Source organism: Nocardia sp. NPDC004260 (genome assembly GCF_053603155.1).
In genome coordinates this window covers 23,505-49,659 of the sequence record NZ_JBSGEZ010000022.1, presented here as the reverse complement: position 1 = coordinate 49,659, position 26,155 = coordinate 23,505, and the positions used below count along the sequence as shown (strand labels likewise).

At 67.9% G+C, this 26,155-nt stretch carries 25 protein-coding genes and 3 pseudogenes; 12 read left to right on the top strand and 16 right to left on the bottom strand.

The window, feature by feature from the left end:
- Positions 1 to 23: 23 nt before the first annotated feature.
- Positions 24 to 1,868 (bottom strand): hypothetical protein, encoded by a 1,845-nt coding sequence (locus ACWEO7_RS15405; RefSeq protein ID WP_452423847.1) that lies wholly within the window; start codon positions 1,866 to 1,868, stop codon positions 24 to 26.
- Between the two features lie 58 nt (positions 1,869 to 1,926).
- Entirely contained in the window at positions 1,927 to 2,112 is a 186-nt protein-coding gene (locus ACWEO7_RS15400) for a hypothetical protein (RefSeq protein WP_452423845.1), read from the bottom strand.
- Between the two features lie 518 nt (positions 2,113 to 2,630).
- On the opposite strand from ACWEO7_RS15400, the gene ACWEO7_RS15395 reads away from it, so the two are divergent.
- The 3 genes from ACWEO7_RS15395 to ACWEO7_RS15385 are packed head-to-tail and all read left to right on the top strand — an operon-like array spanning position 2,631 to position 5,214.
- A complete protein-coding gene (locus ACWEO7_RS15395; RefSeq protein WP_452423923.1) occupies positions 2,631 to 3,824 on the top strand; it encodes an NAD(P)/FAD-dependent oxidoreductase in 1,194 nt (397 codons plus the stop codon).
- On the top strand, positions 3,821 to 4,741 hold the full coding sequence (gene sigJ, locus ACWEO7_RS15390; protein WP_452423844.1) for an RNA polymerase sigma factor SigJ: 921 nt from the start codon (positions 3,821 to 3,823) through the stop codon (positions 4,739 to 4,741). The genes ACWEO7_RS15395 and sigJ overlap by 4 nt, the downstream gene beginning before the upstream one ends.
- Positions 4,742 to 4,755: 14 nt before the next feature.
- Positions 4,756 to 5,214 (top strand): ATP-binding cassette domain-containing protein, encoded by a 459-nt coding sequence (locus ACWEO7_RS15385; protein ID WP_452423842.1) that lies wholly within the window; start codon positions 4,756 to 4,758, stop codon positions 5,212 to 5,214.
- A 95-nt stretch (positions 5,215 to 5,309) separates the two neighbouring features.
- Here the strand turns inward: ACWEO7_RS15385 and ACWEO7_RS15380 are convergent, their stop codons facing one another.
- Positions 5,310 to 6,509, bottom strand: a complete 1,200-nt coding sequence (locus tag ACWEO7_RS15380; RefSeq protein ID WP_452423840.1) for an MCE family protein — start codon at positions 6,507 to 6,509, stop codon at positions 5,310 to 5,312.
- 176 nt (positions 6,510 to 6,685) lie between these two features.
- On the opposite strand from ACWEO7_RS15380, the gene ACWEO7_RS15375 reads away from it, so the two are divergent.
- Positions 6,686 to 8,050 carry a cytochrome P450 gene (locus ACWEO7_RS15375; protein ID WP_452423838.1) on the top strand — a complete coding sequence of 455 codons (1,365 nt, stop codon included), beginning with the start codon at positions 6,686 to 6,688 and terminating at the stop codon, positions 8,048 to 8,050.
- A 59-nt stretch (positions 8,051 to 8,109) separates the two neighbouring features.
- Here ACWEO7_RS15375 and ACWEO7_RS15370 read toward each other — a convergent pair whose 3' ends face one another.
- The 7 genes from ACWEO7_RS15370 to ACWEO7_RS15340 all read right to left on the bottom strand — a co-directional run bounded on the left by ACWEO7_RS15370 (position 8,110) and on the right by ACWEO7_RS15340 (position 15,416).
- Positions 8,110 to 9,336: a cytochrome P450 gene (locus ACWEO7_RS15370; protein ID WP_452423836.1), complete on the bottom strand. Its 1,227-nt coding sequence runs from the start codon at positions 9,334 to 9,336 to the stop codon at positions 8,110 to 8,112.
- A gap of 31 nt (positions 9,337 to 9,367) precedes the next feature.
- The gene (locus ACWEO7_RS15365) at positions 9,368 to 10,489 is read right to left on the bottom strand and encodes an NAD(P)H-dependent amine dehydrogenase family protein (protein WP_452423834.1); all 1,122 of its coding nucleotides are present in this window, start codon (positions 10,487 to 10,489) and stop codon (positions 9,368 to 9,370) included.
- Position 10,490: 1 nt separating this feature from the next.
- Positions 10,491 to 12,092, bottom strand: a complete 1,602-nt coding sequence (locus ACWEO7_RS15360) for an acyl-CoA synthetase (RefSeq protein ID WP_452423833.1) — start codon at positions 12,090 to 12,092, stop codon at positions 10,491 to 10,493.
- Positions 12,093 to 12,117: 25 nt separating this feature from the next.
- Entirely contained in the window at positions 12,118 to 13,368 is a 1,251-nt protein-coding gene (locus ACWEO7_RS15355) for a hypothetical protein (protein ID WP_452423831.1), read from the bottom strand.
- Positions 13,369 to 13,373: 5 nt separating this feature from the next.
- Positions 13,374 to 13,925, bottom strand: coding sequence for a nuclear transport factor 2 family protein (locus ACWEO7_RS15350; RefSeq protein WP_452423830.1), 552 nt, complete (start codon positions 13,923 to 13,925; stop codon positions 13,374 to 13,376).
- Positions 13,925 to 14,152 (bottom strand): ferredoxin, encoded by a 228-nt coding sequence (locus ACWEO7_RS15345; RefSeq protein ID WP_452423828.1) that lies wholly within the window; start codon positions 14,150 to 14,152, stop codon positions 13,925 to 13,927. Before ACWEO7_RS15345 ends, ACWEO7_RS15350 begins: the two co-directional genes overlap by 1 nt.
- A gap of 61 nt (positions 14,153 to 14,213) precedes the next feature.
- Complete coding sequence (locus tag ACWEO7_RS15340; protein WP_452423826.1) at positions 14,214 to 15,416, bottom strand: cytochrome P450; 1,203 nt, start codon at positions 15,414 to 15,416, stop codon at positions 14,214 to 14,216.
- A gap of 335 nt (positions 15,417 to 15,751) precedes the next feature.
- Between ACWEO7_RS15340 and ACWEO7_RS15335 the strand changes: the two are divergent.
- Both ACWEO7_RS15335 and ACWEO7_RS15330 read left to right on the top strand, forming a co-directional pair.
- A pseudogene (locus ACWEO7_RS15335) lies at positions 15,752 to 16,154 on the top strand (LLM class flavin-dependent oxidoreductase); the annotation flags it as partial.
- Complete coding sequence (locus tag ACWEO7_RS15330; RefSeq protein ID WP_452423824.1) at positions 16,121 to 16,699, top strand: TetR/AcrR family transcriptional regulator; 579 nt, start codon at positions 16,121 to 16,123, stop codon at positions 16,697 to 16,699. The pseudogene ACWEO7_RS15335 and the gene ACWEO7_RS15330, both read left to right, overlap by 34 nt.
- Positions 16,700 to 16,749: 50 nt before the next feature.
- On the opposite strand, the pseudogene ACWEO7_RS15325 reads toward ACWEO7_RS15330, so the two are convergent.
- Positions 16,750 to 16,881, bottom strand: a pseudogene (locus tag ACWEO7_RS15325) (SDR family mycofactocin-dependent oxidoreductase); the annotation flags it as partial.
- A 30-nt stretch (positions 16,882 to 16,911) separates the two neighbouring features.
- Here ACWEO7_RS15325 and ACWEO7_RS15320 point away from each other — a divergent pair.
- The 3 genes and pseudogenes from ACWEO7_RS15320 to ACWEO7_RS15310 all read left to right on the top strand — a co-directional run.
- Positions 16,912 to 17,163 (top strand): annotated as a pseudogene (locus ACWEO7_RS15320) (nitroreductase/quinone reductase family protein); the annotation flags it as partial.
- A gap of 130 nt (positions 17,164 to 17,293) precedes the next feature.
- Positions 17,294 to 17,677: a hypothetical protein gene (locus ACWEO7_RS15315; RefSeq protein ID WP_452423823.1), complete on the top strand. Its 384-nt coding sequence runs from the start codon at positions 17,294 to 17,296 to the stop codon at positions 17,675 to 17,677.
- A 191-nt stretch (positions 17,678 to 17,868) separates the two neighbouring features.
- On the top strand, positions 17,869 to 18,633 hold the full coding sequence (locus tag ACWEO7_RS15310) for a hypothetical protein (RefSeq protein ID WP_452423821.1): 765 nt from the start codon (positions 17,869 to 17,871) through the stop codon (positions 18,631 to 18,633).
- A 54-nt stretch (positions 18,634 to 18,687) separates the two neighbouring features.
- On the opposite strand, the gene ACWEO7_RS15305 is transcribed toward ACWEO7_RS15310, so the two are convergent.
- Positions 18,688 to 19,200 carry a hypothetical protein gene (locus tag ACWEO7_RS15305; protein WP_452423819.1) on the bottom strand — a complete coding sequence of 171 codons (513 nt, stop codon included), beginning with the start codon at positions 19,198 to 19,200 and terminating at the stop codon, positions 18,688 to 18,690.
- A gap of 181 nt (positions 19,201 to 19,381) precedes the next feature.
- Here ACWEO7_RS15305 and ACWEO7_RS15300 point away from each other — a divergent pair, with 181 nt between their 5' ends.
- Positions 19,382 to 20,032, top strand: coding sequence for a DUF6968 family protein (locus ACWEO7_RS15300; protein ID WP_452423818.1), 651 nt, complete (start codon positions 19,382 to 19,384; stop codon positions 20,030 to 20,032).
- A gap of 183 nt (positions 20,033 to 20,215) precedes the next feature.
- The gene (locus ACWEO7_RS15295; RefSeq protein ID WP_452423816.1) at positions 20,216 to 21,580 is read left to right on the top strand and encodes a WS/DGAT/MGAT family O-acyltransferase; all 1,365 of its coding nucleotides are present in this window, start codon (positions 20,216 to 20,218) and stop codon (positions 21,578 to 21,580) included.
- Positions 21,581 to 21,604: 24 nt separating this feature from the next.
- Here ACWEO7_RS15295 and ACWEO7_RS15290 read toward each other — a convergent pair whose 3' ends face one another.
- Entirely contained in the window at positions 21,605 to 23,716 is a 2,112-nt protein-coding gene (locus tag ACWEO7_RS15290; RefSeq protein WP_452423814.1) for an AMP-binding protein, read from the bottom strand.
- Between the two features lie 292 nt (positions 23,717 to 24,008).
- Between ACWEO7_RS15290 and ACWEO7_RS15285 the strand changes: the two genes are divergently transcribed.
- Positions 24,009 to 24,242 carry a hypothetical protein gene (locus ACWEO7_RS15285; RefSeq protein WP_452423811.1) on the top strand — a complete coding sequence of 78 codons (234 nt, stop codon included), beginning with the start codon at positions 24,009 to 24,011 and terminating at the stop codon, positions 24,240 to 24,242.
- Between the two features lie 6 nt (positions 24,243 to 24,248).
- Here the strand turns inward: ACWEO7_RS15285 and ACWEO7_RS15280 are convergent, their stop codons facing one another.
- From ACWEO7_RS15280 to ACWEO7_RS15270, 3 genes are read right to left on the bottom strand one after another with little or no spacing between them, the layout of a single operon-like run.
- Entirely contained in the window at positions 24,249 to 25,085 is an 837-nt protein-coding gene (locus ACWEO7_RS15280) for an RNA polymerase sigma factor SigF (RefSeq protein ID WP_450021359.1), read from the bottom strand.
- Positions 25,075 to 25,515: an anti-sigma factor gene (locus ACWEO7_RS15275; RefSeq protein WP_452423809.1), complete on the bottom strand. Its 441-nt coding sequence runs from the start codon at positions 25,513 to 25,515 to the stop codon at positions 25,075 to 25,077. The genes ACWEO7_RS15280 and ACWEO7_RS15275 overlap by 11 nt, the downstream gene beginning before the upstream one ends.
- Positions 25,515 to 25,994, bottom strand: coding sequence for a Dps family protein (locus ACWEO7_RS15270; RefSeq protein ID WP_450021355.1), 480 nt, complete (start codon positions 25,992 to 25,994; stop codon positions 25,515 to 25,517). Before ACWEO7_RS15270 ends, ACWEO7_RS15275 begins: the two co-directional genes overlap by 1 nt.
- Between the last annotated feature and the right edge of the window lie 161 nt (positions 25,995 to 26,155).

Genomic DNA, 26,155 nt, shown 5'->3' with positions numbered 1-26,155 from the left:
GTGTCCGCGATCCGGTCAGAGAATCAGTTGTCGTACGACGCGACGCCGACCGGCCCGACGCCGAGGCACAGGTCGAGGCCCGGGGTCTCGGCGGAGATTCGCAGCGCCGAGCCGCTGCCGACCAGGCGGACGAACACGGTGTTCAGTCCCTTCTGGACCGGCGCAGACACCGCTTCACCGTGTTCCAGCGCGACGCTGATCCGGCCATCACGACTGGCCACGTAATTGAGTTGCGCGGTCCACTTGTTCGCGAGCATGGGGCCGTCGAGACGCGCGAACACCGGCCGAGTTCCGTCGACGCGGTAGCCACAGCCGGGCTCCGGTCCGGGGAGGACGGCCCGGTTCCACCAGACCGCCGCGTCGACGATCGCACCGTCGTCGGTGATCATCCGCAAGTGCGGTGTCGCGACCGCGAACGTGCCTGGGGCGGCTACGGACGCCAGCACGCTGCTGGTCAGATTCTGCGGATAGGCCATCGGATTCAACACGTTCCACGGCACCTCCTGCTCGAGCAGGGGCGCGCCGTCCCATGCGCGCAGCGCCGATTTCACGTTGGTGACATAAGTTTCGGACGGACCGACCCGCCACGATCGCACGAATGTCCAGGTGGACCAGAGACTGCTCGCGACGAACACCGCTGTCACCGCGACCGTCAGCTGCCGGACGGGAAGCCCGATGCGCCGCGGATTCCAGGACGGCCGGGGGCGAGCCCGCACCATGAGCGCGCCCGCGGCCGCCGCGATCACCGCCGAGTCGGCGAAGTAGCGCAGCGACTGCATCAACTCCCCCGCGGTGTTCGGTCCGCCACGAGCCAACGCGACGGCCAGCTGAGCGATCACGACGTAGACAGCGGCCGTCAGCCACACCGCCCCGATCCGCTGCCGGGCGCGCATCGACAGCGCCACCACCGCGCCCAGCGCCAGCCAGGCCGCTACCACCGCCCAGCCGGGGGGATCCGCCCACGGCGTCGACGGCAGCCACCGCTCCCACACCCACGGACCGCCGGACAGCGCGGGCACGATTCCCAGGGATGCCGCGCCGGGCAGCAGATCGCGCAACTCGTCCCAGTCATCGGGCAGTCCCGGGCCTGCGACCACCGCGAGATAGGCGATGGTCCAGAAGCCCAGGACCGCGGACGATCCGATCCACAGCGCCGCGCCCCGCCGCGCCACCACACGAATCGGGGACTCGCCGCCGTCGACGTGGCGGACCAGCGCCGTCACGGCGAACGCGACGAACGGAACGACCGCCGACTTCTCGAAGAACAGCAACGCCACCACGAGCACCGCGACTCCGGACAGCGCGTATCGGCGGCGACCGCTCCGGACCAGCGACACCGCGTCCCCGATCATCCAGGCGAGGGCGAATTGCAGCGGCAGCGCGTTGAGAGCGGCGGCCCACCAAGCGAACGCCGGGATGGTCAGGGGGCAGAACAGATAGAAGACCAGCGGTATCAGGAGCGGCCAGCGGGGGCCCACGATGAGCAGCAGCATGCGCACCACGGCTACCGACGCACCCAGCTGCATGAGCACCGTCACCGTCACCGGCCCCGCCCAGACCAGCGGCGCCACCGCGTTCACCGCCCAGGCCGTGACGAAGGCCAACGGCATGAAGTGCCCGTCGTGGTCGTACAGCAGCAGATCGGTGGACCACAGCCCGTAGCGAGCCGCCCGGCCGACCAGGATGAAATCGTCCCAATAGAAGAAGCCGCTGTCGGCCACCCACCAACGGACGGCCAGCTGCACCACGACCAGGCATCCGGCCACGACGACCACTGGTTGTGTCTTCACGATCCTCCGGACGCGGCCCAGCGCCGACACCGGAGGAACGCGCGCCGACTCCGGCACGGCGAGCGCAGCAGTGTCCATGCCAACCCACCGTAGCGGCGGTCGTGCCGGGGATCGCGCCTCAACGGCTACGAAGCGTTCACGTGCCCTCCCGCCAGTAGGGCCGATCGCCCGACGGCACGGTCTCCTCGACGTCCAGTTCCGCGTCGTCCCGCAAGGCCTCGATCAGCGCGGCGCTGCACATGATGCCGGTCCAGGGCAGGTCGTTCTCGGTCGCACGAACCACGCGAACCCGCTCGGCCCGATCGAACACAGTTGCGCCCATGGATCACGACGCTCGGTGAACCACTCGGCCTTGGAGGCATCCGGCTCGTGCCGCAGCGGCATCCGGTCGACCTAACCTGTCCCGACGCGATTCCCTCGGGCGCGACCAGCGGGATCGCGCGTTGTCGCCGCGGCGTCCGGTTCTGGTCGCGAATCTCGGCACCACCTTGGTCGCGAATATCAACACCGCTCGATTTGGCGGGCGTGAATCTCGACAGCGCCCCAGCCGGGCGACCAGTGCCGAACCCGCAGCGTCGACGTCTGTTGTTCTGCATCCGTCATCGGACCGCCCTGCGGCGAGGCCGGGGGCCGCCGGAAGCCGTCATCCTCCGAGTGCACATGTTCCAGATCGGCGGCGCGATACCTGCGCTGAGCGGACCCGCAGGCCACCCTGGATTGTCGATTTTCGTGCACTCCACCGGTACACGAGCCGACGATCTCGGCGGGCTGGCGACGGGCCGCGAACGTGACGACTGTCACTTCGTGTCAGATCTGGACGATGTGGCGTGTCTGGAGGGCATGACTGATTTCAATGCCATCACCAAAGTGGTTGTGATCGGCGGCGGTTACGCCGGTGCCGTGGCGGCCAATCGGCTGCAGCTGCGTCGCGATGTCGAGATCACACTGGTCAATCCGCGTCCGCGGTTCGTCGAGCGCATGCGGTTGCACCAGTTCGTGGCCGGTACCCATGAGGCTGCCATCGACTACGACACGCTACTCGGCGCCGGGGTGCGGATGATCGTCGATCATGCCATCCGCATCGAGACCGCCGCCCGCCGGGTGGAACTGGGTTCGGGGCGCGCGCTCGACTACGACTACGTGGTCTACGCGGTCGGCAGCACCGCCGCGGTGCCGGCGTCGGTGCCCGGTGCCACCGAATTCGCCTACCCGATCGCCGAATTCGAACACGCCCAGCGGCTACGCGCGGCGCTGGCGGACGTGCCGGTCCAGGCGCCGATTGTCGTCGTCGGCGGCGGGCTCACCGGCATCGAGACCGCCGCCGAACTCGTGGAGCAGGGCCGTACCGTGACACTGGTGGGTGGCGGTAAGTTGGCGGCGAACTTCTCGAATCCGGCCCGGCGGTCGGTGGTGAAGTGGTTGTCCGAGAATGGAGTAGAGGTGCGTGAGCACGCGCGGGTGGGCGAGGTGCGGCGCGACGGGGTCGTCCTGACCGACGGCGCGGCGCTGCCCGGTGCGATCACGATCTGGACCGCCGGATTCGGGGTGCCCGAACTGGCGGCACGCAGTGGGCTGCGCACCGATGACCTGGGCCGGCTGCTGACCGACGAGACGTTGACCAGTATCGATGACGAACGCATCGTCGCCGCCGGGGACGCGGTCGCGCCCTCGGGCCGCCCGCTGCGGATGAGCTGCTATGCCGCCCAACCCTTGGGCGCGCAGGCCGCCGACAATGTACTGGCCCGCATCGCCGGGGACGAACCCGCTGTGCTGGACGTGGCCTTCACCGCCTGCACCGTCGGTTTGGGTAGCCGCGCGGGTGCGATGCAATTCAGCCGGCGTGACGACACACCCGTGCCGATGTACATCGGCGGGCGTGTGGCCGGGTGGATCAAGGAGCGGGTGGGTCTCGCGGGCCCGATCGGGACCATCCGCAAGGAAGCCCGCAAACCCGGCGCGATCCCGACCTTCCTGGGCTTGGGCAGGCGTAAGGATCTGAGCGCAGCCGAGCCGCAGGGAGTTCCGAAGCCATGACCTCCACCGACGAGCACACCGAGCGTTTCGTTCACCTGCGACCGCTGCTGTTCACCATCGTCTACGAAATCCTGGGCTCGGCAACCGAAGCCGACGACGTGCTGCAGGACAGCTATCTACGGTGGCGGCGGGTGGACCTGGCCACGGTCCGGGATACGAAATCTTATCTGGCCCAGCTCGTCACGCGGCAGGCACTGAATGCGTTGCGGGCCAGCGCCAGTCGTCGCGAGGAGTACGTCGGACCGTGGCTGCCCGAGCCGCTGCTGCTCACCGACGGTGACGCATCGAGCGATGTGGTACTCACCGAATCGGTCTCGATGGGGATGCTGATCGTGCTGGAAACGCTCACCCCCACCGAGCGGGCGGTTTTCGTGCTGCGTGAGGTATTCGGCTTCGACTACGACGAAATTGCCTCCGCAACAGGGAAATCCGTCGACGCCGTGCATCAGACCGCCCGCCGCGCCCGCAACCATGTCCATTCCCGGCGCAAGCGCTACGGCCCCGTCGACACCGTCCGAACCGCCGCGGTCACCGAACGCTTCATCACGGCCGCGAGCACCGGGGACATGGAGGGCTTGCTGTCGCTGCTCGCGCCGGACATCACCTGGACCACCGACAGCGGCGGCAAGGTGACCGCACTGCCGGAGCTGGTCATGGTCGGCGCCGAACGAGTGGGCGCGATTCTCATGGCGGTCTTCAGATACGCGCAGCGGCGACCGGAAGTACGCATCGAGACAGTGAACTGCAACAGTCAACCGGCACTCGCGTGCTATATAGGCGACAAACTGGAAGCCGTCCTCGTGTTCGACATCGCCGACGACCAGATCGTCAGCGGCTACGGCATCCGCAACCCCGACAAACTGGCCGCCCTCGAAATCCCGCGCGCCATCAGCCGCACTGAAACGCCCACGGCGTAATCCCGCGCCACCTGGTGCATCCCATCGACAACGTCATCTTCATCCTTTCAGTGGTCCGTCGCGGTGATCGCGCCATCGTCCGCGCGTGCCTCGACCGGATGGCCATCACCGACTTGGCCGAGCGCGGGCTCGACAGCCTCTCCGGAGGCCAGCGCCAACGGGCGCTGCTCGCACAGGCACTCGCCCAGGAGTCGGACCTCCTGCTGCTCGACCAACCGACCACCGGCCTGGACTCGTCCGCGCAGCAGGAGATCTCCGACACCGTCCGCCACGTCGGAGCCCACGGCGTTACGGTCGTGCACGCCACGCACCGGCGCGAGGACGCCCTGCGCGCGGACTACTGCCTGCTGCTGCGGGACGGCCGGGTGACCGACCACGGCGACCCGCACACCGTCCTGCGAGCCGCGACCGAACCGGAGGTAGGCACGACCACCGAACCCCCACCGGAAACCGCCATCAGCCGGTGCCCATAAGTGGTGAGCGGGCGGTAGCCCGTCCTCGCCCGAGACGATCGCCGCGGAGGTCCTCGGCGAAGGCGAATTCGACTACGGCCGGCGGCGGCCGCCGACTAGCGCGGCACTCCGGGCATACCGGCGAAGAGGATCTGGAAGACCTTGGGCGCGCTCGGTATGACCGCCATGGAAGGAGTGAACGGCGCGCCTTCGTTGGTATCCGTGACCACATAGTCGGCGTGGCTGTCGGGAACCCGATCGAGGATCCCGGCACAACGCGGCCCGCCGGTCGCGTTCACCTTCGGCAGGTCGTCGGGATATTCGTAGGGCTGGGCGCCGTACATGAAGCTCGCGTTGAAGATGGCCCCGGGTTTGATTCCACCGATGATGGCCTCGGCCGCGGGAAGGGCTTTCGCGATGCCGGTGACCACGCAATACAGCACGGGTGAGTAGGTATCGAGCAGCGAGCTGGTGGGTCGCAGGGTTTCGAGCACAGCGGTGAGCCCTTGCTCGTTCTCCGTCAGCGCCGACCGGGCGGTGTCGGCCAGGCCGATGAGGTTGAGCAGCACGGCATCCAGGTCTTCCGCGCCCTGGGCGAGCGTCCCGCCGGTCGCGGTGACGTCGGCGGCCGCGCGGAGCAGGTCGGGAGTGGTGTCGGCGTAGAGCCCGGTGACCTGCGCGGCCGACGACAGATCCCGTCGCAGCGCGGGCAGGCTCGGGTTGATTTGCCGCAGATGGTCGTCGGTGCGAACGAGCAGGTCACCCAGCCGGTCGCCACGCCCCTGTAGCGCCGTGTCCAAGGCGGCAAGAGTGGCGTCGAGTTCAGCTGGGTCGACCTTCGCCAGGACATCGCTCAGACGCTGGAACAGCGTGTTGTATTCGACGGTGACCGATTCCGCGCGGATCGTCGAGCCGGGGCGCAATGGTGTCGGCGAAGGAGCGCTCGGCACCACGAAATTCACGTACTTGGCCCCGAACACGGTGGTCGAGCGGATGTCCACGGTCGCGTTGGCGGGCACCAGCCGCAGCAGTTCGGGATCCAGCGTGAGGCGCAGACGCGCCCGGTCGCCCCGGAACTCCACGGCGCTGACCTTGCCCAGTTCCACGCCGCGCATCCGCACCTTGGCATCGGTGTCGAGCACAAGGCCGGAGCGGGGCGTCTCGACGGTGACGGCCACCGTCGAGCGGAAGCGTCCGGCGTACATCGACGCGGCGACCGCGACCACCGCGACGACGAACAGGATCAGCGCCGCTCCGGCGACTTTCAACCGAAGCAACCGCCACGTCGTCAGCATGGCTCGGCTGCCGAAACTCATCCTCGAAACCACCGATCACTTCTCGTCACGGGCTGTGCGCAGACGGCCGCACACCTGTGGCCCGGACAGCCGAGGCCGGTCGCGGTCCGCGTCTTGCCGGAGGCTCGCTAACCGTAGTACTGTCCAGACACGTGTCCATCATAAAACTTGGACACTTATCTGGGGAAGGATTTCCAATGACTCTGGTGAAACCGCAGCGGGTATCCGGAGGCGACCACGAGCACGGTCATCTGGAGGAGTTCCGCGTCGACCCGATCGGGCTGATGCGCCGGGTCCGCGCGGAGTGCGGCGACGTCGGCTCGTTCGACCTGGCCGGGCGCCAGGTCATCCTGCTGTCGGGTGCGGAGGCCAACGAGTTCTTCTTCCGCTCCGGCGACGACGACCTCGACCAGGCCGCCGCCTACCCCTTCATGAAGCCGATCTTCGGCGAAGGCGTCGTCTTCGACGCCAGCCCGGAACGCCGCAAGGAGATGCTGCACAACCAGGCGCTGCGCGCCGAACACATGCGCGGGCACGCCGTCACCATCGCCCGTGAGGTGGAGCGGATGCTGGCGCGCTGGGGTGACGAGGGCGAGATCGACCTGCTCGACTTCTTCGCCGAGCTGACCATCTACACCTCCTCGGCCTGCCTGATCGGCGTGAAGTTCCGCAACGACCTCGACGACCGCTTCGCGCACCTTTACCACGACCTGGAACGCGGCACCGACGCGCTGGCCTACGTCGACCCCTACGCTCCGATCGAGAGTTTCCGCCGCCGCGATCAGGCGCGGGCCGAGTTGGTCGAACTGGTCCAGGGGATCATGGATCGCCGGGCCGCCGACCCGCCGGCCGGCAAGGACGACCGGGACATGCTCGACGTGCTCATCTCGATCCCGGGCGACAACGGCGAACCGCGCTTCAGCGCCAGCGAGATCACCGGCATCTTCATCTCCATGATGTTCGCGGGCCATCACACCACCTCCGGCACGGCGGCCTGGACGATCATCGAAATGCTGCGCCACCCCGAGGTGCTCGACCGGGTCGTCACCGAACTCGACGAGCTCTACGCCGACGGCTCGGACATCAGTTTCGGCGCGCTGCGCCAGATCCCGATGCTGGAATCCGTGCTCAAGGAGACGCTGCGCCTGCATCCACCGCTGATCATCCTGATGCGGGTGGCGCGCGGCGAATTCGACGTCTGCGGTCATCGGATCGAGCCGGGCGATCACGTCGCCGCCACTCCCGCGATCTCGAATCGGATCCCGGAGGACTTCCCGGACCCGGACGCTTTCGATCCCGGACGTTATATCGATCCCAACCAAGCCGACCTCGTCAATCGCTGGACCTGGATTCCGTTCGGCGCGGGCCGCCACCGCTGTGTCGGCGCGGCGTTCGCGTTGATGCAGCTGAAGGCGATCTTCTCGCTGCTGTTGCGGGACTGGGAGTTCGAGATGGTCCAGCCGTCGGACAGCTACCGCAACGACCACTCCAAGATGGTCGTGCAGCTCGCGCAGCCCTGCACCGTTCGTTACCGCAGGCGCCGCAAGAACGACGACAGCTGACGACGTGGCCGGGCACGCGAGAGCTCCCCGTCGCGTGACGGGGACCCCGCGCCCGGCAGCTACTCGTAGCGCACCCGCCAGCTCTTGATGCCGTTGATCCACCCGGACCGCAGCCGCACCGGATCGGACACCTGCCGCAGGCCGGGCATCGCGTCGGCGATGGCGTTGAACATCAGATCGATCTCCAGCCGGGCCAGGTTCGCGCCGACGCAGTAGTGCGTGCCGGTGCCGCCGAAACCCACGTGCGGATTCGGATTGCGCAGGACATCGAACGTGAACGGATTCTCGAAGCCCTCCTCGTCGAAATTCGCCGAGCTGTAGAACAATCCGAGCCGCTGACCCTGCCGGATCCGCTGCCCGCCGAGTTCCAGGTCCTCCGTCGCGGTGCGCTGGAAGGCGGTCACCGGAGTGGCCCATCGCACGATCTCGTCGGGCGCGGTACGTGGACGCTGCTGCCGGTAGGTCTCCCACTGTTCCGGGTGATCGACGAACGCCTTCATCCCGTGCGTGATGGCGTTGCGGGTGGTCTCGTTGCCTGCCACGGCGAGCAGGATGACGAAGAAACCGAACTCGTCGGAGCCGAGCGCCTCGCCGTCGACGTCGGCGTGCACCAGCTCGCTCACGATGTCGCCCACCGGGCAGGCACGGCGCTGCTCGGCCATATGCCATGCGTAACCGAGGATTTCGGCCGAGGCCATCGCGGGATCGCCGTACTCGGGGTCGTCGTAGTTGAGCATCTGGTTCGACCAGTCGAAGATCTTCTTTCGATCCTCCTGCGGCACGCCGATCAGCTCGGCGATGGCCTGCAACGGCAGTTCGCAGGCGACCTGCTCGACGAAGTCGCCGCCGCCGGACTTCTTGGCCTCGTGCACGATCCGCTCGGCGCGCTCGGTGAGCGCGGCGCGCAGGTTCTCCACCGCCCGCGGCGTGAAGCCCTTGGATATGATCCGCCGGATCTTGGAGTGCTTGGGCGGGTCCATGTTCACCAGCAGAGCGCCGGTGAGCGCCATCTGTTCCGGCGTGATGTCGCCGGGCAGGCGGATGATGGCCCCTTTCCGCTCCGAGGAGAACAGCTCCGGATGCTTGGAGATCTCCTTGATGTCGGCGAGCTTGCTGACCACCCAGTAGCCGCCGTCGTGGAAACCACCGGACGTCTCGTCGGATTGCGCGTTCCACCACACCGGGGCGGTCCGTCGCAGCTGAGCGAATTCCGCGACCGGACTTCGGTTCTCCCACAGCGCCGGGTCGGTGAAATCGAATCCGACCGGGAATGCCGGAGCCGCCATTGCTACCTCCTAGATGAAACATGCGAGCCGGTCAGCGCGGCGAAGTGCGCCGCGCGGCGTCGGGATCGGCCTCGGCGGGCAACGCGCAGGCCGCGTCACAGTCGCGCAGCCATGCGGCGGCGCGACCAGCGACCAGCGGCAATTCGAGATACGTGCGCACACCCGGCTCGGCGGCGACGACGTAGGGGATCGAGTTCACGCAGTGCATGGCCGTGGCGACGATGCCGGGGTTGCGCACCAGACCCGCGGCGGCGCTGTGCGCGTGCATACCGGTGAAGGTCACCGTCGCGCCGGGATCGCCGACGATCTCGACCTCGTATCGCTCCCCCATGGGTCCGAAGGTCCAAGGCGGGTCGAGGTTCTCGGTGCCCATGAACCAGTTCACCGCGGCCGTGATCACCGGAGTACCGCGAACGGTCCCTTCCCAGCGGAAGCGCTGCGCGGCGACGCGCCCGGGCGCGATCGGGCCGATGGGCGAATCGATCGGCGCGGTGGCCACCGCCATGTCGTGCGTCACCCGCAACCGCTCGTCGAGCGCGATGCCCAGCGCTTCGGCGATCATCCACACCGACTGGCTGTAGCCGCCCGCGAGCACGTTCGCCATGACGCTGGACGCGGCCCGCTCCGGCGTGGCGCCGAACAGCATCCAGTCCCGGACTACTTCGGGCGCGCCGTAGGTGCGGATGTCGGAGAACTCTTCGGCGCGCACCGTGGTGATCGCCCCCGAGAGCGCCGACACCACCAGCGGGATCTTCTCGGTGATGCCGCCGGGATGTATTCCGGTCCCGTGCAGGGTGACTCCGGCGGCTCGGCACAGCTCGTCGTACCGTTCCCGCTCCGCGCGGCGCGGATGGAACCAGCCCAGCGGTGTGACGACGTTCTTGCCGGACCGCAGGATCGCGCGCACCGTCGCGGCGTCGGCCATGAACGGGCTGTAGAGCACGCAGTCGGCCGGCGTGGCGAGCAAGCGGTCGGCATCGGTGGTCGCGCGCACCCCCACCGGCGGGCGGCAGACCAGCTCGCCCAGGTCCATGCCGTCCTTGTCCGCGCTGTGCACCCAGGCTCCGGCCAGTTCCAGTTCGGGATGGTCGAGAATGCCCTCGATGGCGGCCCGCCCGACCCCGCCGGTCGCCCATTGGATCACCCGGATCATGTCAGTCCGCCTTGTGGTCGGGCCCTCGACCGGCCACGTACTGCTTGGCCCACCGGTAGTCGGGTTTGCCGCTCGGCGCGCGCACGATGGTGTCGGCGACCCAGACCTGTTTGGGTACTTTGTATCCGGCCAGGAACTTGCGCACGTGCGCGTGCAGGGCGGTGAATTCGACCGGCCCGGACAGCGACACCACCGCGGCGACCTGATGCCCCCAGCGCTCATGCGGCACGCCGATCACCACCGCGTCGAAGATCGCGGCGTGGGTTTTCACCACGCTTTCGACCTCTTCGACGAACACCTTCTCGCCGCCGGTGTTGATCACCATGTTGCCGCGGCCGATCAGCGTGATCGACCCGTCGGTCTCGGCGCGGGCCCGGTCGTCGGTGACGACCATGCGCACGCCGTCGACGGACTTGAACAGTTTCTCGGTCTTGCCGGGGTCCTTGTAGTAACCGATCGGCACGTTGCCGGTCTTGGCCAGCCAGCCTTCCGAACCGGGCGCGACGGGGCGGCCGTCGTCGTCCACGACCACCGCACCGCGGCCGGTCCGCACGCGGGGGCCGCGCGCCGGATCGTCGTCCTTCTGGGCGAACCCGATACCGCCGAACCCGGTCTCCGACGATCCGATGGAGTCCGAGACCACCGCCCACGAGAACGTCTCCAGCAGCGTGTTCTTCACCGGTTGCGACAACAGCGCGGCGCCGGAGGCGATGGCCAGCAGCGACGAGGCGTCCACCGGTTCACTCCGATACGACTCGATCAGCGGCCTGGCCATGGCGTCGCCGGTGATCACCATGACCTGCGGGCGTTGCTCGGCGACGGTCCGCCAGACGCGTCCGGCGTCGAAGCGGGACTCGAAGATCACGGTGTTGCCCGACCACAGCGCCGTGAAGGTGGGCATCATGGCGGCGGCGTGGATCAGCGGCGGCAGCACCAGCCAGGCGCTCGGATCGATCCGGGCGCCGGTGCGGGACTGCTGGAACTCGTCGGCGACCGGTTCACCGGTGTAGAAGTCGATGCCGCCGCCGAGGACGCGCCACATATCCTCCTGCCGCCACATGACGCCTTTCGGCATGCCGGTCGTCCCGCCGGTGTACATCATGAACAGGTCGTCGGCGCTGCGTTCGACCACCGGACGGTCCGTCGCTCCGGCGGCGAGGGCCGACTCGTACGACGTCGCCACATCGTCCAGGTCCGGCGAGAATTCGTCGGCGACGCGAATCATGTGCCGCAATCCGGGCGTTCGCTCCCCGGCCTCCCGGACGGCGGCGCCGTAACAGGAGTGGTGCACGAGCACTTCGAGATCCGCGTTCTCGTAGACGTAGGCCAGTTCGGCGACGCCGTACCGGTAATTGATGTTGATCGGGACGGCGGCGAGCTTGAAGCACGCGATCAGCGTCTCCATCGTCTCGATGCTGTTGTGCATCTGGAAACCCACGTGCGTTCCCGCGCCCACACCGATGCTCGCCAGATGGTGTGCGAGCCGATTGGCGCGGATGTCGAGTTCGCGGTAGGTCACGCGACGGCCGGACTGGATGAGAGCCACCCGCTCGGGCATGGCGTCCACGGAGTGCTCGAAGAGGTCGGCGAAGTTGTTGGCCATGTCGTTCCATCTCTGGGTGGTGCGGTCAGACGACGGTGAGCGGAAGGGGTATCCCCCGGTCGGTGAAGGTGAAGGCCGCGCCGGTGCTGAACCGGGTCAGCGCGACCTCCGTCGCCTCCCGGAACGGTGTGTCGCCCAGCGTGATCGCGGCATGCCAGCCGTCCTCGCCCGCGGCGACGACCTCGGCGGAGAAACGCGGGTTCACGCCGCGGACGAGGGCGTTCAGCGGCTGTAGGTGCTCGGGGTCGAGCATCGAAGGCCACGTGCCGTCGGCGTGCGCGCCACTGGCGGCCGGGAACGTCACCGTGACCGTGTCGCCGGCGGCCCCGATCTCGATTCCGGTGTACGGCAGGGGATTCAGAGCGGGGTGCAACCGCAGTACCGTCGCCAGCGCGGCGGCGTCGTCACCGAGACCGAGACAATCGCGCAGGCGTTCACTGGTGAGCCCGGCGATGCCCGCGAACTGTTTACGTCCGATCTCCAGCGCCGCGTCGGCGTCCACCCGAGCGCGCACCGCGATCAGGAAACCCAGGGTGAGCAGGTGGTGTTGCAGACATACCTCGTCGGCGAGCCGAACCAGCGCGGAGCGGGAGAAATCCGCGAAACGCACATCGCTGAGCAAGGGGCCGGAGTAGTCCGGCCGCCCTTCGTCGGCGGGGTCGATCGCGGCCAGATCCAGTCCGGCCGCCACCGACCCGGCGACCAGGTCGGCGTTGGCGGGCACCGGCGGCGGTACGTGCGCGGGGTCGATCACGACCGTCCACGCGCACACCGGCTCGCGATCGGCCGGACGGCGGGGCGGGCGGTGGATCGGCCGGACCTGGGCATGCGGATTGGTGGCCAGCGCGGTCGCGTCGAAGGTCGGGTCCTCGATGTCGTGGCACATCGACACGACGAAGTCCTCGCCCATCGGTTCCACGTCGGCGAGCGCACCGCAGTGGTCGAGCCAGAACTCGCCGTGGTGATGGTCGTCGACCCGGAAACGGAAGTCCATGAACTGCGGTGGAGCGCCGATGTCCAGTTGCAGTCCCTTGAAGATGGTCTCCACGCCGTCACCCGCGAAGCCGAGCGCCCGCTGCATGCGCCGGGTGTAGACCGGGCTGGCCACCTGCCACTCCTCGATGGCGATCTCGGTCATGCCCTCGCGGCCGAACGCGGCGATCGAGTGCGCCATGCCGGAGCGGTCGATGAGGTGCCCGCACAGCAGCAGTTCGGGCAGCAGCGCGGCCAGGGTGTCGCGGTCCAGGTCGGCGAAACGGCTCTGTGGTCCGGCCATGTCGGTCACCACAGCGAGGCGGGCGATTCGCCGACGCGATACCAGCCGGGCAGCGGCGCGCCGGAGACCGAGCGCTCGATGCGCTTCTGCATCCCCGGGGTGAGCGCCTTGTCGGTGATCATCTCGACGAACAGCGCCGAGACATTGCCGAAGTCGAAGAAGTCGCGCTGCCAGGACCATTGGAAGTCGCCGCCGTAGCGGAACCAGCTGCCGCCGATACCCTCGGGCGAGTAGTTGCGCCCATCCGGTCGTGTCGCCTCGCTGATCTGCTTCCAGAACCCGATGACGGTGCCGGTGCGGTCGTCGACCACGAATTCCTGGTACAGGTAGGTCCAGCCCTCCAGCCCGGCCATCTCCTGGCCGAGGGCCAGCTCCCGGATCTCGCCGCGTCCGACGGCCATGAATTCCTGGGTGGGTCCGTAGTTCCAGCCGTAGGTGGCGTCCTCGGTGTACATCTGCGCGAGGGGCTTCCAGTCGCCCTTCTCCTCGCAGCGCTGGTTCTCCACGATCCAGCGCTGGATCATCTCGTCGAGCTCGGCGCGGTCGAAACGTGGCATCAGTCGGTACCTTTCGGAGCGGAGTCGGTCGCGCCTTCGTCGGCGATCGACAGGGCTTGGGTGGGGCAATAGCGGATCGCGTCCGCCACGGCGGGCCGGAGTTCGGCGTCCGGTACCTCGTGCCGGATTTCGACCTGCCCGCGTCGGGGCACCGTGAACACCTCGGGAGCCTCGGCTTGACAGACCGCGTGTCCTTGGCACAGATCGAGATCGGCGCGGATTCTCATGAGCGGCTCCGCACGGGCCTGCGCGGCGATCCCGGCATGCGGATCCATTGGAATGGACGGCTCATCGGGTCTCCACGGCGATGGGTAGGTGGGCGAAGCCACGCACATTGGACGAATGAACACGGGCGATACCGGACTCGAGGACGTCGTAGGACCGCACTCGGGACGCGAACTCGGTCAGCGCGACGGTCGCTTCCAAACGGGCCAGGTGCGCCCCCAAGCAGAAATGCACGCCCGCACCGAAACTGGCCAGCCCGGACCGATCGGCACGATCGAGGCGGAAACTGTCACCGTCGCCGAACACCGCCGGATCACGGTTGGCCGAACCGATCAGCAACAACACCTTCGCCCCCGCCGGAATCACCCCGCCGTGGTACGCGAGGTCTTCGGTCGCGGTGCGGGCGACCATCTGACTGGAGGTGTCATAGCGCAGGGTCTCCTCCACCCAGCCGGACACCAGATCCGCATCCGCGACGACCCTCGCGTACTCCCCCGGATAACGCGCACCCCAATACAACGCATTACCCAGCAATTTGGTCGTGGTCTCATTGCCCGCCACCACCATCAAGAACAGGAAACCGATGATCTCCGCATCGGCGAGCCTGTCACCATCGATCTCCGCATCCAGCAAAGCCGAGGTCAGATCCTCTTTCGGGGCGCGCCGACGCTCGGCCACCATCTCCGTGTAGTAGCCGAGCAGTTTGATCGATGCCTCGACAGCGGCCATCGGGATGTCCAATACGCCGTCCTCACGGTGCACCACCAGATCCGCCAACCGCCGAATCTCCACCCGATCCACCACCGGAACCCCCATCAACTCCGAGATCACATCCATCGGCAACTTGCCCGCCACCTCATCGATCCAGTCGAACGCGGCACCGGACAACGCGGGCTCCAGATACGACAGCGTCAACTCCCGGATCCGGTCCTCCATCTCCGCGACACGTTTCGGCGTGAACCCCTTGAACACCAACCGCCGCATCCGCATATGCCGGGGATCGTCCATCGCCAGAAACGACATCACCCGATGCGCGTGCGGACCCCAGGCGGCCGGATCCAACGACACTCCGTTGGCGCTCGACAGCCGCACACTGTCGCGGAATGCGCCCACCACATCCCCGTGCCGCGACAACGCCCAGAATCCCAGATCCGGGTTGTGGTACAGCGGCGCCTCCTCCCGCAGCCGCCGATACGTCGGATACGGATCCTCATGAAACCCGTAGTCATACGGATCGAACACCAGCGGCCCCACCACAGCCGTCATCGCCCACACTCCGAATTCGATAACAAGTTCTCAACAAGGATCGTCCACGCGACACCTCAGAGAGACACAGAGCTGGACATCTGTCTGGACGGTACCACTGTCAGTTTTTCAGGACAATCCCGAACGAGCGATCTCGCGAGAAGAAAATCCGCCGTCCGATCTCCCGACCGATACACACCTCGAATCAAGAACACGTTCTTGTAGGCCGTCCGGCGATCGGACTATGCTCCATACAACTGTCCAGACACGGCGGTTCGCAGCGCGCGGCCACCTTCGCCGATGCCGTCACGCGGGGAGCGCACGGCAGCTCGCCGAACGACCAGACAAGGATTTCCATGCGATTCGGCATCGTCCTGTTCACCAGCGACCGTGGCATCACTCCCGCCGCGGCGGCCCGAGCGGCCGAGCAGGCGGGCTTCGCCTCCTTCTACGTCCCCGAGCACACCCACATCCCGGTCGCGCGCGACGCGGCGCACCCGCAGACCGGCGACGCGTCGCTACCCGACGACCGCTACCTCCGGTGGCCGGGTGGTGCTGGGGGCCGGATTCGGCTGGAACAACGACGAACTCGCCGATCACGGAGTACCCGCGAACAAGCGGCGCACCGTGCTGCGCGAATACCTGGCGGCGATGCGGGCGCTGTGGAGCCGGGACGAGAGCAGGAAAGTTGCTCGAACGAAATGGCGACACTACCATCTAGACACATGTCCGAAAGCGATTCCAGAACCGTCGAAGCGACGCGGCGGCGCTTGTCCGGAAAGCAGGCCGACACCGTCGACAAGCTCACCAGATCGGCGCTGGAAGTGCTTTCCCGGGAGGGTTTCGCCGGCATGACCATCCGGATGGTGGCCGCCAACGCCAAGGTCGGCACCGCCACCGCGTACACCTATTTCTCCTCCAAGGAACACTTGGTCGCGGAGATCTTCTGGCGCAGGCTGCGCGCACAACCATCCCCGGTGAGCGAGGATCCGGACGCCACCGTGCGGGTGATCGCCGAACTCCGCAGCATCGCGTTGCTGGTCGCCGACGAACCGGAATTGTCCGGCGCGGTCACCAGCGCGCTGCTCGGCCGCGACCCCGACGTCGAGCATTTGCGGACGCGCATCGGCTTGGAAATTCGCACCCGCCTCGCGCACGCGCTGTCCGGAAATCCCGACGCGGATATTCTGAAATCGCTCGAATTGCTCTACGCGGGTGCGCTTGTCCACGCCGGGATGGGCTACGAATCGTATTCCGACATCGCGGACCGCATCGAGCGGTCCGCGCTGCTCATCCTGAAGTGACGCGGCGCATTCCGCGTCACTTCAGGCCAGGCCCAATTTGAGCGACGCGCGCTGGGTATGTCGGCGCAGATGTCGAAGGCGATGATGTCGGCGCCTTCCTCGGCCAGCGCGACCGCGTGACTGCGCCCCTGCCCCCGTCCCGCACCGGTCACCAGAACGACTTTGCCGCTGACCCGCTCCATGTTTCCTCCACGGTGCTCGTCGCCGGTTCCCTGGTGGTCGCCTCGCAAGGCGGGTTACCGAATCACCCCCAGTGGTACTTCAACCTCCTGGCGCATCCCGTCACCCGGGTACAGGTCGGGGCCGAGCATCGACGCGTCCGTGCCCGCGTGGCGAGCCAGGAAGAGAAGAATCGCTTGTGGCCCTTGCTCGTAGCCCTCTACGCGGACTTCGACACCTACCAATCCTGGACCGAGCGCGAGATCCCGGTGCTCATTCTCCAGCCGGAGGACCGGCCGCACTGACCCGGCGCGTCGAGCGAGGTCCGCGGCCACCCTCCCCCATGATGTTCAGCGTTCCCGGCGCGATGGGCGCCGCCCGCCCGCCGGAGCAGTGCGACGCAATCGATCGACTCGACCGAGGATGGGAGAGCGTGTGGCGAAGATGGGTAGGCGGAAACGGTCCAGGCTGATCACCGCCGGAATGCTGCGGGAGAAGCACCAGCAGGAAGAGCGCGGCGCACCGGCGCGACCGGCGCCGCCGCCCCCGGACGAGGTCGAGACGGCCATCGTGCTCGATCTGGACGGGCTCGCCACCCGCGTGCGTGCGCGGCGGCGCGAGATGAAGTGGACCCAGGCTGATGTGGCGAGCAACGGCGGCCCGCCGGCCAAGGTGATCAGCGAGATCGAGCGGTCCCGCAATCCGCGGCCCGGTACCGAGGTGCTCGACCGGCTCGACGCGGGACTCGAATGGCCGCCCGGCACCAGCGCGACGATCCTGCGCGCCGAGCGGACAGGCGAACTGGCCACGGCGCGCTGAGCGCCGGATCCGAAACTCGGCCGGTCGGAGAATTTTTCGATATCTCCGACCGGTCGAGCCGGAACGCTCATCGGTAGCTGTGGGCGCTGCTAGGCTGCTCAGCGACCCTAGACGACTGCCCTTGCGCCGCCGGAGTGCGCGGGTCCGGCCGTGCTGGACGCAGGTGAACCCGATGAAGGAATGGACGTAACATGCAACTCCGCGGCATCACTGCGGCAGCGATACTCGCCATCGGCTCGCTGACCGTCGCCGCGGGCGTCGCCCACGGCGAGCCCGCTCCCGACATCACCTACTCGGCCAAGATCGTCGACCAGTCGGTGGTCGCCGCGCTCCGGGGCGGAACCTTCCAGTTGTCCAAGGCACTGCGCGATCAGCCCGCGGGCGACGAGAACGCGCGACTAACCGATCGCAACGGGGTGCTCGTCGACCACGCAGGCGCCCCGGCCGACATCGCGCAAGTGATCGACGTGGTCGACATCCGGGACCGCGACGGCCACGTCACGATGACGTTGCCGCTCGACTTCCGGATCGCGGGGACCGCCATTCCGGTCCGCCCGGAGCTGAAGAAGGACAGCACCGTGCTCGAGCTGAAGCCGTCCAGGCCGGAGGGCATCGCGATCACCGAGCCACTGGTGGCCAAGCCGGTCGCGTCCATGACCGAGAACCAGCGCGCCCGTGACGAATTCGCCAGCCAGTTCGGGCTCGCCACCGCCATAGGCGGTTTCGTCGGCACCGCGATCGGCGCCACGATCGGCTGCCTGGTCACCATCGCCGTCGGCTGCGTGGCCGGTCTGCTGACCGGCGCGAGCCTCGGCGGCATCCTCGGAACCATCGCGGTCGGCGGCCCCACGCTCGTCGTGGCGGGTGTCGACCTGCTCACCACGTTGCAGGCGGCCGACGGCACCACCCGCTTCGCCGACAAGCCCGTCCAAACCGCTCCGGTCCAGACCAAGTAGCCGAATCCCGGCGGCGCAGCGCGCCGCCGGGCGGACTTCCGACCGACCGCGTCGCTACAGCGGCGCGGTCGTCGTGTTCGAGCGACCCACGCGCTCGTCGTTGATCAAGTGATAGGCGCGTCCCAGATCGTCGAGCGCACGCTCCCATCTGGTGTCCGCGTCGTGGCCACGGGGATTGCGGCTGAGCAGCAGCAGGACCTCGGCCGCGTCCGCCGACCGCGCGGCGGCGTCCAGCAGCACCGGCACCGGTTCCACGGTGGTGCCCGCCGCCAGCGCGCCGATACGGTCGTGCAGCCAGTGTGCGTCGAAACGCGCCTGCTCGGTGGGGTTCTCCCCGTTCACCGGCAGGGTGCTGACCGCGGCGGCCCGTGCGGCCTCCTCGTCGTCCATCGTGGTGGTGACGACGTCGCGCAGCTCGCTGCTCGCGATCCGGTGTAGCAAACCGATCAGTAGGACACGTTCGGCGTCCGGACCGTGCAGACCCGTCTCACCCGCCCGTGCGCCGACCTCGTCCGGGTCGACGCGCAAAATCGACAGAACCGCTCGCAACTGCGCAATCGTTACCACTTCGTCCGCCCCTCCTCATCGTCGCGGCCCCACCATCACACCCTCGGCGACAGCCTGCCAAACGCGAGGCGCGTTAACCGTCCGGTAGCCCTTTTGCCGATACGGCGTGTCTTCACACTGCGTTCCAGGTCACCTCGAACCGCAGGGTAAACGGGGGTCCAACTTGGGTACTCCAGACATCATGAGAGCGATACCGGCGCGGGTCACTGGTGACACGACCACGTCCGCAGTGCGCGAATCCGAACACGGCGGTGCGATCGCGAGCATGAGATGGCGGCGGATCAGGGAGGTGATCGCCACCCGAACCGTCTCCGATGCCACGCGAGAGGTCTCCATCGAGGTGGGGAAACCGCAGATGGCACCGGGTGACACCGGTGTGGTGTGCGGTTTTCGCATCCAGGGAATCGGCGAACGGTGGGCGCACGGCGTCGATTCCATCGCCGCGCTCTACCGCGCGTTCCAGGACATCGCCCAAGAGCTGCGGCAGGCCAACAGCCACGGCGCGCACTTCGCGGTGACCGAGCCGTCCGACCCCGGCTTCCCCGCCGCGCCCACCCGTCCCTCGCGCGCCGCCACGACGGTCGCCTACGAGCCGCAGGCGCTCATCGCGGCCCGCACCCTCTACGAAGCCGACAGCTCGTTGTCGATCATCATCGGCAGGCCGTATCTGGCGGCCGACCGGCGCCAGCACCTGTGCCGGTTCCATATCAGCAAGCAGGGCGCGTCGCTGGCCAGCGGCATCGATGAGATCCAGGCCCTGCACAGCGCGATCAGCATGATCAGCGAACGGCTCGCACTGCCGCAGGATTGGCCGGTCAGCCGCCTGTCCTGAGGCCCGCGCGCACAATTTCGCGACGAACCGCCCAGCCGGTCCGGATTCGGCATCGAATCATCGGTTGGCGGATCGTCGTTCGACCGGCGTAGATCTCCCAGCGCCATGAGCAGTCCGGCGGCCGTCCCCACGTCCGGAACCAGACCGTGGCGAGGCCGCGGCGTCGCCAGGAGGGAACTGCCCATGGAATTCATCTCGCCGGTGGACGCCTTGTTCCTCATCGCGGAATCACGCGAGCATCCGATGCACGTCGGTTCGCTGTCCATCTTCGACCCCGTGGAGGGCACCGGACCCGAATTCGCCCGGCGCGCGTACGCCACACTGGCGGCCGACCAGAACTTCCACCCCACGTTCCGCAAGCGCCCGGCTCGCCTGTTCGGCACTCCACAGCTGGCCTGGACCGTGGACAGCGCCGTCGAGCTCGACTACCACGTCCAGCGGTGGGCGCTGCCGGAAGCAGGTGGCCTGGACGCCCTGACCGAGGTGACCGCGGGATTGCACAGCACCCTGCTCGACCGGCACCGGCCGCTGTGGGAAGCGCATCTGGTCGAAGGGCTCGCCGGCGATCGGGTCGGCCTGTACGCCAAGATGCACCACGCCCTCATCGACGGCGTCGGCGCCCAGCGCCTGTTGCAGCGAACGCTCACCACCGACCCGGAATCCGGCGAAGCGCTGGTGCCCTGGCATCTCCCGCCTTCGACCGGGCACCGCCCGAATCCCCCGCACAGGCAAACGCTCGGCGCTCGAGCGCGCGCCCTGCTCGCCGCGGCGGGCTCGGCGCCTTCGGCCCTGCGCCTGGCCCGCACCGCGCTGCTCGAGCAGCAGTTGACGCTGCCCTTCGCCGCACCGCGCACCATGTTCAACGTCCCGATCGGCGGGGCCCGCCGTTGCGCCGCCCGCTCGTGGCCGCTGGACCGGATCCGCCAGGTCAAGAAGATGACCGGCACCACGCTCAACGACGTGGTGCTGGCAATGTCGGCGGGCGCGCTGCGCACCTACCTGCTCGAACACGTCGCCTTGCCGGACAAGCCGCTGATCGCCATGGTGCCGGTCTCGCTGCGTCCCGACTCCGACGACGGTGACGGCGGGGGCAACGCCGTGGCGGCACTGCTGTGCAATCTGGCCACCGACCTGCCCGACCCGGCCGCGCGGCTGGCGGCGATCAGCTCCTCGATGCATCGCAGCAAAGAGATCTACCGCGCGCTGTCCCCCGTCCAGGCGGTCTCGTTGTCGGCGCTGACGCTCAGTCCCCTCGCCCTGTCACTGCTGCTTCCCGCCACGGCCGCCCTGACCAGCCCGCCGTTCAACATCGTCATCTCCAATATTCCGGGACCGCGTGAACCGCAGTACTGGAATGGAGCCCGCGTCGCGGCCAGCTATCCGCTGTCGATCCCGATCGACGGGCAGGCGGTGAACATCACCCTCACCAGCAATGCCGACAGCCTGGACATCGGCATCGTCGCTTGCCGCCGCAGCGTGCCGGACGTGGCCAGGCTGCTCGATCACCTGGAATCCGCGTTGACCGACCTGGAGGACACCGTCTACTGACCGCCGGGCGCTGCCGCCGGACGGTCAGGGCGATCCCGCGGTGCCCAGACCGTTGATCGACGGCGGTAGCTCCGGTTCGGCCGCGCCGGGACCGGCCAGCAGACGCTTGAGTATCTTGCCGGTGTCGCCGCGCGGCAGCGCAGAGAGGAAGGTGACGTCGCGCGGCACCGAGAAGCGGCTCAAGCGGTTGCGGATGTAGGTGCGCACCATGTCCGAATCCAGGCCGGACCCTTCGCGTTTCACCACGAACGCCGCGAGCCGCTGGCCGAATTCGTGGTCCGGCACACCGACCACGGCGACGTCGCTGACCTGCGGCAGGTGCGCGAGCGCCTCCTCGACCGGGCGCGGGAAGACGTTCTCGCCACCGGAGATGATCATCTCGTCGTCTCGTCCCGCGACGAACAACCGGCCCGCGGCGTCGAGGTAGCCGAGGTCGCCGGTGTCGAGCATGCCGTGCGCCTCGTCCGGTGGCGCGGAGTTGACGTAGCCGTCGAACAGCATGTGGTTGCCGACGAAGATGTGTCCCGTGGCGCCGATCGGGAGTCTGCGGTGGTCCGGCCCGAGCACGGCGACCTTGGTGCCCAGCGGCGGGCGTCCCGCCGTGGTCGGCGAGGTGTGCAGGTCCTCGGGGGTCGCGATGGTCGCCCAGGAGACCTCGGTGGATCCGTAGACGTTGTAGAGCACGTCGCCGTAGGCCTCCATGAACCGCTCGACGGTCGCGCCTGCCAGTGGCGCACCGCAGCTGATCATGTGCCGCAGGCTGGAGGTGTCGTAGCGAGCACGCACGTGCGCGGGGAGGTCGAGGATGCGCTGCACCATGGTCGGCACGACGATCACCGTGTTGACCCGATGCTCGGCGATGCGGCGCAGGCAGTCCTCCGCGTCGAACCGTTCGGGCAGCACCACGGTCGCGCGCAGCGCGGTGCTCAGTTGCAGGCCGGCCAACCCCCAGGTGTGGAACAGCGGCGCCGGGATCAGCATGATCTCGTTCACCTGCATCGGGATGCGCGACAGCAATGCCGCGATGGACCCGAAGCCCTTCGGATGCGGCCTGCGCGCGCCCTTGGGCGTCCCACTGGTCCCGGAGGTGAGCACGACGAGCCGTCCCGGCTGGGCAGGCGTGCGGAAAGTCGTGTGCCCCTCCGCCACCAGTTGGTCCACGGTCGTCCGGTCGGGTACCGGCGGACGCTCGTCGGTGTTGTAGCGCGGGATGTCGGCGTGCAGATAGCGCACCAACTCCTCGAGGTCACCGTCGACGAACAGCGCCGACAGACGGTCGCGCTGGACGATCTCCTCGATGGTGCGGCCCGCCAGCCCGGCGTTCAGCAGTGCCACGTCCACACCCAATTTGCCTGCGGCGACCATGCATTCGACCATGGCCGCGTGGTTGCGCGCCAGCAGGCCGATGGCGTCGCCCGGGCCGAGGTCGTGCGCGGCCATCGCCGCGGCCAGCGCGTTGGTGCGCTCGTGCATGTCGGCGAAGGACCGGGTGCCGCGGTCGTCGATGATCGCGGTCCGCTCCGGGGCGTACGCCGCGCCCGCGGCGTATCCGCCCGCCAGGTTGAAACCCCATTTCGCCAGCGAGCGCAGCTGTTTGAGACTCCGATCGAAACGAACCGGCAACACCACGCCGGTGGCCACCATCTGCCGCGCCACACCCGCGTTGCGCCGGATCGGCGAATCCTCGCCGTTGACGACCAAGGAGGTCCGCGCGCCCTTGGCGACGTCGGCCACCCGCTTCAGTCCGGCCTTGGTCCACTCGCCGATCGCCATATTGGACAGCTCACCCACCCGCGGGTGTACCCGGCTCGGCGCGAAATACGTGACAGTGACCTTGGTGCGGTCCTCGTCTCCGTGCAGTCGCACCGACGCGAAGCTGCCCAGTGCGGCGTATTGCATCTCGAAGCTCTCGTACCACCGGCCCACGCTGAGCCGGATCTGGTGGGTGCGTATGCCCGACCCGTAGGTGCCGACGCGCATCTGCCAGACCACATCGCCGTCGGCGGACTGGATCTGCTCGCACGCGCCGATACCGGTGAACATGCGCGGATATGTCTGCGGTTCGAGCAGCAGATCCCAGATGGTCTTGCGGGCGATCGCGAATTCGGCGACTACGTCGATGACATCGGTAACCAACTTGTGCACTTCTCGTCGGCCGGTTCGAAGAACTTCGGGTCGGCGGGTAGCTCCTTTGTAACGTCAGTCACAAGCGAGGTCAAGTAGCCAGGGCATCGTCGCCACTACCAGCGATACGCAGGAAATACGCTGCGATTGCCCAGCATTCACCTGAACCTGGGAACCGGCCCAAATCACCCGCGCGGCACCTGTGAATCAGCCCAACGATCATCCGAACTCCCGCCGGGCGGCGACCTCCGACCTAACGTCACAGACGCCTGCTCGGCAGGACCGCACGCTGGCTGGAGAGGCTATGGACGACAAGCCCGCACGACGAATCGCGCACGCCCGCGCCGAGGAGATCCTCGATTTCTTCGGCAAATGCCGAGCGTGCGGATATCCCGCTTACGCGGAGAGCACCACGCTGCGCTACGACAACGGTGACCTGGAGACCAAGATCATCGCCAGCTGCGCCCTGCCCTGCGGCTGGACAGGCGAGGTCTCCGCCGCACCGATGACCGGCGCGGCCGCCCGTCCACGCACGTGAGCGAACTCAGGCCGCGCTCGAAACGAGTTCTTCCGGGCCGAGCGCGCGTTCGCGCAGGTCTTTGAGAATCCTGGCGAGAATGCGCGACACCTGCATCTGGGACACACCCAGCTCTTCGGCGATCTGACTCTGGGTCCGCGACTCGTAGAAGCGCATGACCAGCACCTGCCGATCGCGCGGCGGCAACTCGGCGATGAGCGGACGCACCGCCATCGCCTGCTCCAGCAGGTCGTAGCACGGTTCCTCGGAGCCCAGCGTGTCGGCGAGCGACTGCGGCGCACCGTCGCCGTCCTCTCGGCCTGCCGCGTCCAGCGAATTGGCCTGGTAGGCGTTGCCCGCGATGAGCGCCTGCGTCACCTCACCGAGGTCGACGTCCAGTTCCTCGGCGATCTCCCTGGCCGTCGGCATCCGGCCGAGGCGATGCGACAACGTCTCGGTGACCGGGCCGACGCGCAGCTGGATCTCCTTGAGCCTGCGCGGCACTCGCAGCGACCACGTGTTGTCGCGGAAGTGCCTGCGCACCTCGCCCATGATGGTGGGGACCGCGAATCCGAGGAAGGAACTGCCGCGCGAGACGTCGAAACGGTCCACCGCGAGCACCAGCCCGACTCGGGCGATCTGCAGCAAGTCCTCATAGTTCTCGCCGCGGCCGGAGAACTTCCTGGCGATGTGCTCGGCGAGCGGAAGACAACGCCGGGTCACCTCCTCGCGCAGCGCCGCGCGGTGCGGATCACCCTCGTCCATCGCGGCCATCTTCTCGAACCACGGCTCGATGTTGTCGTAGCTGTCACCCCGGGTGCGCCTCGCCGTGCCATTTCCGTCGGTCGTGAACTCACGTGTCATCAAATGGTCCTCGTTCCCAACTGAATTCGATAACGGTCGGGTACCCGCCGAGTTCGGAATCAAAAGGGTCACGGGAAATTGACAGAGAGCGGGTGAGCATCCGCACGAGTTCCCAGCTCAACGGATCGCTGCGGAACTCGTCGCCGACCACGGCGACGGCGTCGACACGCACGCTCATCCGGCCGAGGCCGTAGGTGAACGCGCAGCCGAGCATGGAGCCCGGCATGGCGTCCGCCAGCAGCATCGTGACGGCCTCGTTGATCGCCAAGCGGATGTCCGAGGCGGCGTCGAGCGGAACCTCGGCGACCAGGCACACGGTGTCGGTCATCGCGCGGATCAAGGCGAGGTGTCGCGCGTCGGCGGGGATCCGCACCGTGACCGTGGCGGTCTCGGTGGCGAGCGCGCCGAACGCGCACGTGATCACCCGCATCACACCGTGGCGAGTTGCGCTTGCCACATCCAGTGCAACTGCTCCAGCCGCGCCGCGATCGCCAGGAACAGATCTTGGGTCACCGGATCGGCCTTCTCGGTCGCCGCGATGCGTTCACGCAGCCGCTTGATCACGGCGGCGAGGTTGCCGACGATCGTGTCGATGACGTCGGTGTCCTGTTGCCAGCCCTCGCCGATGCCGATCGCGCCGGAATCCTCGGCCACGCTCGCGGCGCGCCCGTCCGGGCTGACTCCCACGGCGGTGGCGCGTTCCGCGGCCGAGTCCGTGAACTCCCGTGCCACGGTCACCAATTCATCCAGCGCCAGGTGCACCGAACGGAAGTTGGAGCCGATCACGTTCCAGTGCGCCTGCTTCGCGATCAGCGACAGGTCGATCAGGTCGACCACCGTCCCCTGGAGAGTTTCTCCCGCGACGCGCTGCTGCTCCGGGTTCAAAGTACTGGTGATGGGTTGGGACATCGCGCTGAACCTTTCTGCCATCGATCGGGACACCGACGGTCTACCCAGCTCTGTGTCGATAAACCCCCCGGTAGCTTCTACAGCTGGACGAAACGGGGTGTGCGCCCCGCCCCTCGTCGGTCGCGCAGCGGACAGAAAGAGCACGAGAACGGCGGTGATCG